13 protein-coding genes and 3 pseudogenes are annotated in these 12,722 nt (G+C 35.7%); 10 read left to right on the plus strand and 6 right to left on the minus strand.

The genetic code is table 11. From position 1 onward, the window contains the following. Positions 1-11 precede the first annotated feature (11 nt). From ABWU71_RS01410 to ABWU71_RS01420, 3 genes are all read left to right on the plus strand, one after another. Entirely contained in the window at positions 12-1,361 is a 1,350-nt protein-coding gene (locus tag ABWU71_RS01410; RefSeq protein ID WP_353284613.1) for a hypothetical protein, read from the plus strand. Between the two features lie 104 nt (positions 1,362-1,465). Then, positions 1,466-2,446, plus strand: a complete 981-nt coding sequence (gene mraY, locus ABWU71_RS01415; protein ID WP_353284614.1) for a phospho-N-acetylmuramoyl-pentapeptide-transferase — start codon at positions 1,466-1,468, stop codon at positions 2,444-2,446. Between the two features lie 6 nt (positions 2,447-2,452). Further along, the gene (locus ABWU71_RS01420; protein WP_015589381.1) at positions 2,453-3,049 is read left to right on the plus strand and encodes a ribonuclease HII; all 597 of its coding nucleotides are present in this window, start codon (positions 2,453-2,455) and stop codon (positions 3,047-3,049) included. Between the two features lie 7 nt (positions 3,050-3,056). On the opposite strand, the gene virB9 is transcribed toward ABWU71_RS01420, so the two are convergent. Beyond that, positions 3,057-3,842 carry a P-type conjugative transfer protein VirB9 gene (gene virB9, locus ABWU71_RS01425; protein ID WP_353284615.1) on the minus strand — a complete coding sequence of 262 codons (786 nt, stop codon included), beginning with the start codon at positions 3,840-3,842 and terminating at the stop codon, positions 3,057-3,059. Positions 3,843-3,974: 132 nt separating this feature from the next. Here virB9 and ABWU71_RS01430 point away from each other — a divergent pair. Beyond that, positions 3,975-4,834, plus strand: a protein-coding gene (locus tag ABWU71_RS01430; RefSeq protein WP_353284076.1) for an IS630 family transposase whose coding sequence is annotated in 2 segments (ribosomal slippage) — positions 3,975-4,299 and positions 4,299-4,834 — 861 coding nt in all. Because the reading frame shifts where the segments join, the coding sequence is not laid out codon by codon here. A 147-nt stretch (positions 4,835-4,981) separates the two neighbouring features. Here ABWU71_RS01430 and mlaD read toward each other — a convergent pair. Further along, the gene (gene mlaD, locus ABWU71_RS01435) at positions 4,982-5,437 is read right to left on the minus strand and encodes an outer membrane lipid asymmetry maintenance protein MlaD (RefSeq protein ID WP_007548591.1); all 456 of its coding nucleotides are present in this window, start codon (positions 5,435-5,437) and stop codon (positions 4,982-4,984) included. A 2-nt stretch (positions 5,438-5,439) separates the two neighbouring features. Then, positions 5,440-5,754 carry an NADH-ubiquinone oxidoreductase subunit NDUFA12 family protein gene (locus ABWU71_RS01440; RefSeq protein WP_353284616.1) on the minus strand — a complete coding sequence of 105 codons (315 nt, stop codon included), beginning with the start codon at positions 5,752-5,754 and terminating at the stop codon, positions 5,440-5,442. Positions 5,755-5,818: 64 nt separating this feature from the next. Here ABWU71_RS01440 and ABWU71_RS01445 point away from each other — a divergent pair, with 64 nt between their 5' ends. The 3 genes from ABWU71_RS01445 to purF are packed head-to-tail and all read left to right on the plus strand — an operon-like array spanning position 5,819 to position 9,853. Beyond that, positions 5,819-7,285 (plus strand): proton-conducting transporter membrane subunit, encoded by a 1,467-nt coding sequence (locus ABWU71_RS01445; protein ID WP_353284617.1) that lies wholly within the window; start codon positions 5,819-5,821, stop codon positions 7,283-7,285. A gap of 53 nt (positions 7,286-7,338) precedes the next feature. Next, a complete protein-coding gene (gene rodA, locus ABWU71_RS01450; RefSeq protein WP_353284618.1) occupies positions 7,339-8,442 on the plus strand; it encodes a rod shape-determining protein RodA in 1,104 nt (367 codons plus the stop codon). A gap of 25 nt (positions 8,443-8,467) precedes the next feature. Beyond that, positions 8,468-9,853, plus strand: coding sequence for an amidophosphoribosyltransferase (purF, locus tag ABWU71_RS01455; protein WP_353284619.1), 1,386 nt, complete (start codon positions 8,468-8,470; stop codon positions 9,851-9,853). A 21-nt stretch (positions 9,854-9,874) separates the two neighbouring features. Here the strand turns inward: purF and ABWU71_RS01460 are convergent. After that, positions 9,875-10,129 (minus strand): annotated as a pseudogene (locus ABWU71_RS01460) (DNA-3-methyladenine glycosylase); the annotation flags it as partial. Positions 10,130-10,190: 61 nt separating this feature from the next. Here ABWU71_RS01460 and ABWU71_RS01465 point away from each other — a divergent pair. After that, positions 10,191-10,496: pseudogene (locus tag ABWU71_RS01465) on the plus strand (IS630 transposase-related protein); the annotation flags it as partial. A gap of 6 nt (positions 10,497-10,502) precedes the next feature. Here the strand turns inward: ABWU71_RS01465 and ABWU71_RS01470 are convergent. Next, positions 10,503-10,661, minus strand: a pseudogene (locus ABWU71_RS01470) (transposase); the annotation flags it as partial. Between the two features lie 64 nt (positions 10,662-10,725). On the opposite strand from ABWU71_RS01470, the gene ABWU71_RS01475 reads away from it, so the two are divergent. Further along, a protein-coding gene (locus ABWU71_RS01475) for an IS630 family transposase (protein ID WP_353284076.1) occupies positions 10,726-11,585 on the plus strand; the annotation gives its coding sequence in 2 pieces (ribosomal slippage) (positions 10,726-11,050 and positions 11,050-11,585; 861 coding nt in all). Between the two features lie 25 nt (positions 11,586-11,610). On the opposite strand, the gene ABWU71_RS01480 is transcribed toward ABWU71_RS01475, so the two are convergent. Then, the gene (locus ABWU71_RS01480; protein WP_410530541.1) at positions 11,611-11,790 is read right to left on the minus strand and encodes a hypothetical protein; all 180 of its coding nucleotides are present in this window, start codon (positions 11,788-11,790) and stop codon (positions 11,611-11,613) included. A gap of 49 nt (positions 11,791-11,839) precedes the next feature. Between ABWU71_RS01480 and ABWU71_RS01485 the strand changes: the two genes are divergently transcribed. Next, positions 11,840-12,699, plus strand: a protein-coding gene (locus tag ABWU71_RS01485; RefSeq protein ID WP_353284076.1) for an IS630 family transposase whose coding sequence is annotated in 2 segments (ribosomal slippage) — positions 11,840-12,164 and positions 12,164-12,699 — 861 coding nt in all. Because the reading frame shifts where the segments join, the coding sequence is not laid out codon by codon here. Positions 12,700-12,722 lie beyond the last annotated feature (23 nt).

The raw sequence follows: 12,722 nt of genomic DNA on the forward strand, positions 1-12,722 counted from the left end.
TTAAAGTAAATTTGGGTGGAAATAGTATGGGACAATATACATTCAAAATAGATAATAAAGATCCGCTTTATAAAAAGCTGATTAAACTTCCTACTGCATATTACATACTAAAGGAAAACAAGGACAAGAACGGGTATACTCTCAATTCACACAATAATGGTGCGGTGGATATAAAGGACACTCGTAATGTAAAATTAAAGTGGGACAAGGATAAAATAGTTTTATATGAAGGGAACTCAGCTCTGAAACTAAATGGCCAGGACTTTATTATAGAACAAGAGGACATTATAGGTAAAGATAAAGGCGCTATTGTTAACAAACTTCAAGAAGGAAAAACAATAAACGTTACATTGCAAGACATAACGGGTCCAAATTCTGGTGTAGGTTTATCACTTTATAATTCTGGAAACCCATTAAAAGGAGTACTAAAATTTATTAATTTTTATGATGAAAATGATCCAATACTCAACAAGATTAAAGAGGAAAAAGGTGGACTTTATTTTACAATAAAAGATGACAATATCTATATATCAGATAAGGATGGAGCTTGTGTTTCAATATATGATAAAGATAACTGCTATCAGTATCAATATAAACAAAATACATGTGATGTATTAACAATAAGTGATGTATCAACAATAATAGGCAATTTAACCAAGACTAACAGCGAAAAGCAGAAATTTACTTTGCAAAAAGGGGAAGAATTATCGCCTGATATCTATGAAGCAAATATTGTCTTGAATGATAAGCCCATAGCTACTTTACCAAAAATAGGTTACTACATATTCAACGATCAATTGATTATGCGTAATCACGTTACACAAGAGAAGGTAGTTATCCCAAGGGATTTTCACTATTTAAAAGCTATTAAATTTAATAATGATGATTATAAATTAACGTTTTGTAATTTTTTAGGTAATGAATTCTTTGAATACAAAAAATACGATCCACAGTATTCGAACGTTTCAGATGAATATAAATTTATAAGTTTAAGTTGTATGAAAAAAGAATATAACCCAAATCTTGGCGAGTTACTTAGCCATCGGCCATCATTTTTTATTACAGAAGAATCTCCTGAACCAGGCTCTCCAGGTCACTATTCAGTTGCCGTGTTCGAATTCATAAGTGGTAAAAAAGGTAGGAAAATGGCTACATTAATTGATGAATTTAGCTCTTTCAATAAAGAGGGTAAGTTTCAGTATTGTGATTACCATACAAAAGCAGAGTATGGTGTTTATGATCCTTCTAAAATTAATAAAAAATACACAGCAACAGATGCAAATAGCGAGTTTTACCTTACAGGAAACGATGAAATAGAAAATGACAATATAGTTCTTCATACTATTCCAGAGTTATTGTAGTTATGCGCACCAAGTTAAGGGAGAATGAAGCGAAAGAGGAAGGCTATAGGATGACAGAAGTTGGCTTTATTAGCTATAGGTGGTATGATACTTAGTCAATTTAGATGATCTTAGCTGCAAAAATATTTTTTACCTCATTTATTTTTGGGTTTATTCTTTTTCCCTATTTTATAAAGCTTCTAAGAAAAATAAGCAAAGATGGGCAACCAATTAGATCATGTGGACCAGAAAGTCATTTAATAACAAAAAAGAATGTACCACCTATGGGCGGAATAATAATACTGATTTCTTCTTTATTACCAATTTTACTCTGGGCTCAGTTAACACCAGAAATTTTGCTGCTGATATTGATAACTCTATTTTTTGCTCTACTTGGATTTATTGATGATTATTTAAAATTGAAGACAAATCACTATCGAGGTTTAAGTGCAAAAACCAAAATACTTATTCAGTTTATTGTCGCTCTGGTTGGTGTGTTTATACTTAAGCTATACTCTGCTGAAGGTTTTACAAAAACGTCCCTATTTAAAGGAGTAATAATCGATTTTGGCTATCTATATGTTCCGTTTGCTGCGTTTGTAATTGTCGGCTCTTCTAATGCTGTGAATCTCACAGATGGTTTGGATGGCCTTGCTGCAACTCAAGTCATCACTTCCTTTGCTTTTTTGGGGCTAATTGCATATATAACTCAAGCAGATATGAATATTACTTTATTCTGCATTGCATTTATAGGAGCTATTCTAAGTTTCTTGTGGTTTAACACACACCCAGCAAAAATATTTATGGGTGATGTTGGTAGCTTGTCGGTAGGCGCAGCTTTAGGGTTAACTAGTGTCCTAATTAAAAGAGAAATGCTTTTTGCCGTTATTGGAATAATCTTTGTAATAGAGACTCTATCTGTTATTATTCAGATATCATATTTTAAATATACAAAGTTTAAATATGGAGAAGGAAAAAGAGTTTTTCTTATGGCACCAATACATCATCACTTTGAGAAGAAGGGATGGTCAGAAAATGCAATCGTTATGAAATTTTGGATAATTTCTATTATCTGTTCAGTTTTTACTATAACTTTCTTATTATAAAAACCTATGAAATACCCAGACTTTACATTAGAAAATAAATTATCAGGAGTGATAGCAGGAGTGGATGAAGTTGGAAGAGGTCCGCTAGCTGGTCCAGTAATATCCGCAGCCGTAGTGTTTATTGATAGAAATACAATTATTGATGGAATCAACGACTCGAAAAAGTTGACTCCTCAATGTAGGCAAGTCCTATATGAAAAAATAATATCCGTTGCAAAATTTGGTATAGGAATGGCAAGCGTAGAAGAAATAAATTCATACAATATCTTGCAAGCAACAAAACTTTCAATGAAACGTGCGTTGATAGACTTGGACCTAGAGTTAGATTATGTGCTAGTTGATGGTAATCAACCACCTGAAGTGAAATGGCAAGTGAAATCCATAGTAAATGGTGATAATTTGAGTACATCAATTGCAGCAGCTTCAATCGTTGCAAAAGTTACGAGAGATCGGCTTATGCAAGAATTGCATAATAAGCATCCTGAATATAATTGGTATAAAAATAAAGGATATGGGACAAAAGAGCACCTTAACGCTATTGGCCTTTATGGAATTACAGAACATCATAGAAAAAATTTTGCACCCATATCTCGGGCATTATAGCCTTTAATCACTTACCTTTTTTGAAAGGCATGTTTTCATTAAATAGGCAAACTGTACTTGATCCATTCCTTAAGGTAAACACTGAACTCACCCTTTCGATTATCAGGTAGTTGTCAACTGTACGGAAATTTACTAAAGACTCATATCCTGCAGAATCAACCATAAAAACTGCCGGAAAATCAGAGTTTATTTTATTGAATTGTAGATATGTAAATTTTCCATCATCAAAAACCTTGATTGGTATTATTGACTGACCGCCTTTAACGTGCGAGATGGAATAATTAAAATTTAAACCCTTCTTTACAACTTCAATGTCGTTTATATCAGGGATAATGGTATGACTAGCTTGTTCGAGAATATCACCGTTATTTGTTGTGTAAATCTCATCACTGCTAAATAGTGGATAAAGAAACCTTACTTCATATGCTAATTTTGGATCATCTAGTCCGGTTGCTTCTTCAGCATGAAGCTCAAAGTAATAAACTCTTTTATTGGTAATTATAGTTGCGTTAGTATCGGCAATATCATCTATAGGCTTAATAAACAATCTGTTACCTTGAGGAAGGAGTTGCCAACCAGTTGAATCACCCATTGAAAGATTTTGTATTACCTCCCCTGGTTCAAACAATATACTGGACTGATAACCATAAAAACCCGTATACTTATGTATAGCTTGCGGGTTATAATTTATCACCTTTATGTGATTATCTCCAGCTATTGAACGTGGCTCCTGTTTTGCAAGTGCATCACTACCACAGAGGAACAACAGTACGGCAAACAGTAAACCAATCATAATATCAAAATAAATTAATCTTCATTTTATCATTGATAGACATGCACTGCAACTGTTAAGCTATACTATATAGCTCTTTTCATAGAAGTCCGGATGTGATAAGATAAGGATAGACGATGATAAGGAGGTTGAGTGCCAGCAGCATATAGTTATGACTTAAGGAAAAAAGCAATGGAAGCGCTAGAGGAGGGAGGAAGCAGAGAAACAGTGGCAGCAAGATTTAAAATTGGACGAACTACTTTATGGGAGTGGCAGCAAAGAAGAAAAGAAACAGGAGACTTTCAATCAAAAAAACTTGGAAATGGAGGTTACAATCACAAAATTACCGACTGGGATGCCTTTGCTAAATTTGCCAGAGAAAACGGAGGAAAGACTCTGTCGGAAATGGCTAAACTTTGGGGCAACGTTAGTATCCAAACGATCCACCGAGCTCTCAGAAAAATTGGATTTACGCGCAAAAAAAGACATATGGATACAAGGAAAGAAACGAAGAAAAACGTGCTGAATTCTTAAAAATTATAGCAACAAAAGAACCAGAAAACTTAGTTTATATAGATGAGTCTGGCATTGATAACACAGAGGACTATCCATATGGGTATTGCCAGAAAGGACAGCGGTTTTATGGCCTAAAATCTGGAAAGAAAACTCAACGAATCAGTATGGTTGCAGCCTTAAGTAGAAGAAAGATAGTTGCTCCATTAACCTTTGAAGGCCACTGTAATATGGATGTTTTTAATGGATGGTTTGAGCAATTTTTGACACCGATCTTGGAACCTGGACAGACTGTCATTCTTGACAATGCTACTTTTCATAAGTCTGGTAAGATTATCGAGCTTGCTAGAGGAGTTGGTGCAGAAATTTTGTATCTGCCGCCGTATTCTCCAGATTTCAACAAAATTGAGCATCATTGGTTTGCTATAAAAAACAGAGCTAGGAAAAACATTCCTCTATTCGAATCCTTTCGTCGTGCTGTTGATTCTGCCTTCCTATGACCTGTTCGGACTATTATGAGAAATGCTATAAATCCCAATTATAAGTTAGCAAGCGGTAGAAAAGGCAAGAAATAAGGCAAACTCCTTAAATACTTTAGAACTACAGGAGGCTTTACCTGAACGGATATACTTGGAATCCTGCCATTTTCACTTCGTAAACATACCAAGAATTCTGTCCATTATCCCACCCATATTTGCTTCAGCTTGAGTATACTCTATTTTACCACCATGCAAGATTAGTTTAATATCTGATCCAGGTGATATATTAACAAATTTACTGCCAACAACTCCACTGCTAGTGATCAGAGCTGAACTATCAATTGGCAATTTTATGTCTTTGCTTATACACATATCGATTCGTGCTACATAGGTAGCTTTGTCAAGTGATACACCAGTTATGCTTCCAACATCTACACCAGAGATCTTGACACTATCACCAACTCCTATACCGTTAGCGTTAGCAAAAAGACCATATATTTTATAGCAATCCTTATAGTTTTTCTTTATGTAAGATAGCTTATCAATAGCAAAGAAAATCAGAAAAATAGTGAAAATTAATACAAATAATCCAGCGGTTATTTCAAGTATATTTGACCTTCGCATCTTTAGTTATCAGGACTCCAGCTTTTATAGTAATTTTTCACTTTTTGGTTTGGATAGTATGCATCTTTTGTACCCGTTAAATTAGGAGTATGTTTTACTTTTCTTTTTTTATTATTAACTGGTACTACATTATCAGTATAGTGAAGCCATATATGCCATTCCGGAGGCACTGTTGTAGGCTCAGAGACACTGCTATACATAACCCACCTTTTTCCTTTACTTGATTCATAGTAAGAATTTCCATTTTCATCTCTTCCTACAAATTTACCTTCTCTTCGTAATAGGCGTTTTATTGCATTACAAACTTTAGATAACATAAGGGTATTAAAACAAAAAGTATTATATATACTAATACTTTAACGATATATTAACAACAATTTAATGCAATTACCAATTTTACAAGTTATTATACCAATAATTGCATCAATGTTTTGCTTTCTTGCCAAGAAACACAAGGTATCTTGGTTTATTTCTTTTATTGCAACAACAATCACTCTTATCATTTCATCAATACTACTCATTAAAACATATAAAGGCGAAATTATAACTTATCACCTTGGGGATTGGGCTCCTCCGCATGGAATAGAGTTAAGAATCGACGTGTTAAATTCCTTAATTCTAACCCTAGTGAATTTTATAGCGCTGATTAGTGTGCTTTATAGCTTTTACATTAACGAAAAAGAGATTAGCAAAAACAAAATCACTGGTTTTTACTCTCTATTTCTACTGTGCTTAAGCGGACTGCTTGGGATTTTAGTAACAAACGATATATTTAACCTTTACGTTTTCTTGGAGATTTCATCTCTTTCTTCTTATGTATTAGTTTCAATGGGAAGGGATAAAAAAGCCTTGGTTGCAGCATTTGAATATCTAATTAGTGGAACAATAGGCGCAACATTTTATTTATTTGGTATCGGGCTCTTGTATTCAATGACTGGAACACTCAATATGTCTGACATGGCTGAGAGAATAGTGCCATTATACGATAACAACATCATAAAACTTGGCACGTTGTTCATTTTTGTTGGTCTCTCAATCAAAATTGCACTGTTTCCATTAAGCAGGTGGCTGGTTAATGCATATAGTGAGGCGCCAAGTTTCATTAGCATATTCTTTTCAGGCACAGTGACAAAAGTGATGATATATGTTTTCATCAGAATCTTTTATACTGTTTTTCATCAAAATTTTTTCTTGTTTAAGCCGCTACTGGACAATGTGATAATTATTCTCGCACTTTGCGCTATTGTATTTGGGTCGATATTTGCAATAACCGCAAAAGACATAAAAAGACTGTTTGCTCACTCTAGTATTAGCCAAATTGGTTATATAATTTTAGCACTGAGTTTTAACTCAAAAACAGGTGTATTTGCAGCAATTCTTCACATAGTAAACCACAGCATAATAAAAACATCTTTATTCATGGCTGCAGGATGTATTTCTTACAAATTTGATACAACAAAAATAGAGAATTTATCGGGACTCAAGAAATCAATGCCTTATACAGCACTTGCGTTCACTCTACTCAGTTTAGCATTAATCGGTGTGCCTTTAACAAATGGCTTTGTAAGCAAGTGGTACATAATGAAAGCAATTATCGAATCTCATGCGTGGATTTCCCTTGTAACATTTGCTGCTGGCTCTTTCCTTGCATTGATATATATGTGGAAGATGGTAGAGAAAATGTATTTTGAAAATGATGCAACGTCATGCACTGGAATGACACTAGGCAAAATTAATGATGTGCCATTTCCTATGCTTTTCTGTCTATTGTTTATGGCAGCTTTAACAGTAGTAACTGGAATATATAGCACTCCAATTCGGTTAGTAGTTGAGAAGTTGGTTTTTTGATTTTTATCTTTGTTTCATATTTTACTATACTTTAAGGTTATAAGGTCTTTATTGTGGATAGGCTGAAGAAGATTCATTGGTTATTAGTCATTAACGTGATAGCGCTGTTTTGCGTTGGCATTGTTGTTCAATACTCTTCTGCTGGAGGAAAGTGGGTGCCATTTGCGATTCACCAACTGATCATATTCTCTTTCTTTTTCCTACTCGCTATAGCTATGTCATTCATAGAGCTAGATTTTTATTTGAAGTACGCCTACTTTTTTTATATAGCAGCAGCGATTTCACTATTAGCAGTAAATTTTTTTGGCTCACACATAATGGGTGCAACAAGGTGGATAAGAATTGGATCAATTAGTTTGCAACCATCAGAATTTACAAAAGTAGGCTTAATACTTGCGCTTGCTCGCTATTTTGATAAGCAGAGTGTGTATAAAATGATGGAATTTAAAAGATTGCTTAAGGCATTTATAATTATTTTCTTACCCGTGTTCTTGGTGTTAAAGCAACCTAATTTAGGCACAGCTGTGATAATGTTATTTATAGGGATATCAATTATATTCACAGCAATAATAAAAAGATCTCATTCAGTAATATGTGGAACTCTTGGCGTTTTTGCAGTACCGGCTATTTGGCCTTTTTTACGTCCTTATCACAAGCAAAGGATATTGTCATTTTTGGATTCATCAGTGGATCCACTTGGAATAGGTTATAATGCGCAGCAATCTCAAATAGCTATTGGTTCAGGAGGTTTGCTTGGTAAGGGCTTTGTTAACGGAAGTCAAACTCAACTTGGATTTTTGCCGGAGAAACGTACAGATTTTGCTTTTGCAGTGCTGAGTGAGGAGTGGGGCTTTTTAGGTAGCATGGCTTTAATTTTGCTTTATACCTCATTACTTGGAATAATTTTCTCTATCGCTTATAGGTCGAAAAATTATTTTTCTAAGTTAGTATCTATCGGAATTTTCGCCTTTTTTGGTGCTCATTTCTTTATAAACATTGGAATGTCAATAGGCCTCTTACCTGTAATAGGCGACCCATTGCCATTTCTGTCCTATGGAGGAAGTACAACTGCTGCAAGCTTAATATGTATAGGGCTATTGCTAGCAATAAAAGCAGATGAACAACAAAATACTTGTATTTTACCTATGCTAAAGTAAAATTTAACTTTACTTAATAGTTTTTATGCTAGATGAAATGCGTGAGGAGTGTGGAGTATTTGGCATAAGTTGCAACCAAAGTGCTGCTTTTAACTCTATACTTGCTCTCCACGCTTTGCAGCATAGAGGTCAAGAGTCTTTTGGCGTAGTAACCAGTAACAACGATAAGCTGCACTCTTATCACTTTCAAGGTCAAGTGAGCAGCGTATTTGATGATGTAGATGAAATAAAGAAATCCTTACCTGGAGACTGTGCAATAGGTCATGTTCGATACTCAACAAGTGGTAGTAAATTTGGAGTGCAGCCCATGTTTGGCAAAAGTGGCAAATTTGGGGATTTCGCCATAGCACATAATGGTAATTTAATTAATATTTCTCCAATACGCGAACAATTGATTAAACAAGAGTGCGTTTTTCAGTCAGATATTGATACAGAAGTAGTAGTGCATCTGACAGCAAGCGGTGAAAAAGATAGTTTCTTAGAGAGTTTTATATATGCATTAAAGCAAATACAAGGTGCTTATTCTTTTGTGGCAATCAATCAAGAAGTAGTTATTGGAGTACGTGATCCATCTGGAATCAGGCCTCTTGTTTTAGGGAAGTTAAACGGTTCTTACGTTCTTGCATCTGAAACTTGTGCTCTTGATATAGTAAATGCAGAGTTTGTTAGAGAAATAGAACCAGGTGAGTTAGTCACCATTGATCGAAATGGTAATCTAGCTTCAGCATTTCCTTTCCCACAGCAAAAATCAAGTTTTTGTATTTTTGAATACGTTTATTTTTCAAGGCCAGACAGCATAATGGAGAATAGGTCCATATATGATATAAGAAAAGAAATAGGAAGAATACTTGCAGAAGAGAGCCCACCAAAAAACAATATGGATATGGTTGTACCAATACCTGATTCTGGAATACCTGCAGCTATTGGATATGCAAAGCATTCAGGATTACCTATGGAACTGGGAATAATTCGTAATCATTACATAGGAAGAACTTTTATACAACCAACCGCTGAAGTACGTAAAGTTAGAATAAAATTAAAATTCAATGCTAATAAGCACATTTTGAAAGGTAAAAACATAATTTTAATAGATGATAGTATAGTGCGTGGTAGTACGTTAACAAATATAATAGTTATGTTAAAGGATGCAGGAGTAAAAGAGATTCACCTCAAAATTTCAAGCCCACCAATTAAGCATTCTTGTTTTTATGGAATAGATACGCCAGAGTGCAAAGATTTAATTGCTGCAAATAAATCTGTAGAGGAAATTAAGGAAGTTATAGGAGTAGATAGCCTAGCCTTCTTGAGTATTGATGGACTATATCAGGCTGTTAAAGCAGAAAAGCGTAACAATGCTACGCCACAATATTGTGATGCTTGTTTCACTGGTGATTATCCGATTGGCAAATAGTCTACGCAAGATCACTGGAGCTCAGATCTTAAACCGCCAAAATTTCTCTTGGCCTTTACTAATTCCGATTCTCGGGGTGCAAATATAATCTGGTTTGAGGTGAGATTCATAAACACAAAATTCGTGGCTTATAGTAAGGTCCTGTTTGTTATGTTCTTTTGTAATATTTAATCTTTTACACAATATTCCTGGCCCACCTAAATTTGCCTCAAGCGGTTCAATGAGCTTTAATCCCCGTATTAACACTGCTGCTGGAAACCCTTCTGCTTCTGTTATAGCTCTTTTCATAGAAGTCCGGATGTGATAAGGTAAGGATAGACGATGATAAGGAGGTTGAGTGCCAGCAGCATATAGTTATGACTTAAGGAAAAAAGCAATGGAAGCGCTAGAGGAGGGAGGAAGCAGAGAAACAGTGGCAGCAAGATTTAAAATTGGACGAACTACTTTATGGGAGTGGCAGCAAAGAAGAAAAGAAACAGGAGACTTTCAATCAAAAAAACTTGGAAATGGAGGTTACAATCACAAAATCACCGACTGGGATGCCTTTGCTAAATTTGCCAGAGAAAACGGAGGAAAGACTCTGTCGGAAATGGCTAAACTTTGGGGCAACGTTAGTATCCAAACGATCCACCGAGCTCTCAGAGCCTGTTCATAATCTTTTCAGAAGTAAGGCAGTGAAAGCCAGAACGACCATTTGTAGGCTAGTATTGAGTTTTCGCTCACAATTTTTCCACAATCTTCTACATTTTTCTAACCAAGCAAAAGATCGCTCCACAACCCATCTTTTGGGCAATACAACAAAGGAATGTATAGCTCTTTTCATAGAAGTCCGGATGTGATAAGATAAGGATAGACGATGATAAGGAGGTTGAGTGCCAGCAGCATATAGTTATGACTTAAGGAAAAAAGCAATGGAAGCGCTAGAGGAGGGAGGAAGCAGAGAAACAGTGGCAGCAAGATTTAAAATTGGACGAACTACTTTATGGGAGTGGCAGCAAAGAAGAAAAGAAACAGGAGACTTTCAATCAAAAAAACTTGGAAATGGAGGTTACAATCACAAAATCACCGACTGGGATGCCTTTGCTAAATTTGCCAGAGAAAACGGAGGAAAGACTCTGTCGGAAATGGCTAAACTTTGGGGCAACGTTAGTATCCAAACGATCCACCGAGCTCTCAGAAAAATTGGATTTACGCGCAAAAAAAGACATATGGATACAAGGAAAGAAACGAAGAAAAACGTGCTGAATTCTTAAAAATTATAGCAACAAAAGAACCAGAAAACTTAGTTTATATAGATGAGTCTGGCATTGATAACACAGAGGACTATCCATATGGGTATTGCCAGAAAGGACAGCGGTTTTATGGCCTAAAATCTGGAAAGAAAACTCAACGAATCAGTATGGTTGCAGCCTTAAGTAGAAGAAAGATAGTTGCTCCATTAACCTTTGAAGGCCACTGTAATATGGATGTTTTTAATGGATGGTTTGAGCAATTTTTGACACCGATCTTGGAACCTGGACAGACTGTCATTCTTGACAATGCTACTTTTCATAAGTCTGGTAAGATTATCGAGCTTGCTAGAGGAGTTGGTGCAGAAATTTTGTATCTGCCGCCGTATTCTCCAGATTTCAACAAAATTGAGCATCATTGGTTTGCTATAAAAAACAGAGCTAGGAAAAACATTCCTCTATTCGAATCCTTTCGTCGTGCTGTTGATTCTGCCTTCCTATGACCTGTTCGGACTATTATGAGAAATGCTATAATTCATTTCTTTTTATCACTTCAACGGTTGCACCAATAATCGTTTTTATTTGAGTTGCAAAATTCTCTCCAGTATAGCCTGCATCAACCAGTACATTTTTAACTCCCGAGAGGTTTTCTTTTGCATTTTCGACCATTCTCACAGCACTGCTACGGTCAGTTATAGCTCTTTTCATAGAAGTCCGGATGTGATAAGATAAGGATAGACGATGATAAGGAGGTTGAGTGCCAGCAGCATATAGTTATGACTTAAGGAAAAAAGCAATGGAAGCGCTAGAGGAGGGAGGAAGCAGAGAAACAGTGGCAGCAAGATTTAAAATTGGACGAACTACTTTATGGGAGTGGCAGCAAAGAAGAAAAGAAACAGGAGACTTTCAATCAAAAAAACTTGGAAATGGAGGTTACAATCACAAAATTACCGACTGGGATGCCTTTGCTAAATTTGCCAGAGAAAACGGAGGAAAGACTCTGTCGGAAATGGCTAAACTTTGGGGCAACGTTAGTATCCAAACGATCCACCGAGCTCTCAGAAAAATTGGATTTACGCGCAAAAAAAGACATATGGATACAAGGAAAGAAACGAAGAAAAACGTGCTGAATTCTTAAAAATTATAGCAACAAAAGAACCAGAAAACTTAGTTTATATAGATGAGTCTGGCATTGATAACACAGAGGACTATCCATATGGGTATTGCCAGAAAGGACAGCGGTTTTATGGCCTAAAATCTGGAAAGAAAACTCAACGAATCAGTATGGTTGCAGCCTTAAGTAGAAGAAAGATAGTTGCTCCATTAACCTTTGAAGGCCACTGTAATATGGATGTTTTTAATGGATGGTTTGAGCAATTTTTGACACCGATCTTGGAACCTGGACAGACTGTCATTCTTGACAATGCTACTTTTCATAAGTCTGGTAAGATTATCGAGCTTGCTAGAGGAGTTGGTGCAGAAATTTTGTATCTGCCGCCGTATTCTCCAGATTTCAACAAAATTGAGCATCATTGGTTTGCTATAAAAAACAGAGCTAGGAAAAACATTCCTCTATTCGAATCCTTTCGTCGTGCTGTTGATTCTGCCTTCCTATGACCTGTTCGGACTATTATGAGAAA

Source organism: Wolbachia endosymbiont (group A) of Lasioglossum fulvicorne, assembly GCF_964028605.1.
Classification (GTDB): domain Bacteria; phylum Pseudomonadota; class Alphaproteobacteria; order Rickettsiales; family Anaplasmataceae; genus Wolbachia.

Coding starts and splice junctions, on each gene's coding strand:
- ABWU71_RS01440 (WP_353284616.1), bottom strand. CDS start 5,754: ATGTTATCTAAAGTTTGTAATGCAATAAAACGCCTATTACGAAGAGAA.
- purF (WP_353284619.1), top strand. CDS start 8,468: ATGCTAGATGAAATGCGTGAGGAGTGTGGAGTATTTGGCATAAGTTGC.
- ABWU71_RS01480 (WP_410530541.1), bottom strand. CDS start 11,790: ATGAAAAGAGCTATAACTGACCGTAGCAGTGCTGTGAGAATGGTCGAA.
- mraY (WP_353284614.1), top strand. CDS start 1,466: ATGATCTTAGCTGCAAAAATATTTTTTACCTCATTTATTTTTGGGTTT.
- ABWU71_RS01420 (WP_015589381.1), top strand. CDS start 2,453: ATGAAATACCCAGACTTTACATTAGAAAATAAATTATCAGGAGTGATA.
- virB9 (WP_353284615.1), bottom strand. CDS start 3,842: ATGATTGGTTTACTGTTTGCCGTACTGTTGTTCCTCTGTGGTAGTGAT.
- mlaD (WP_007548591.1), bottom strand. CDS start 5,437: ATGCGAAGGTCAAATATACTTGAAATAACCGCTGGATTATTTGTATTA.
- ABWU71_RS01445 (WP_353284617.1), top strand. CDS start 5,819: ATGCAATTACCAATTTTACAAGTTATTATACCAATAATTGCATCAATG.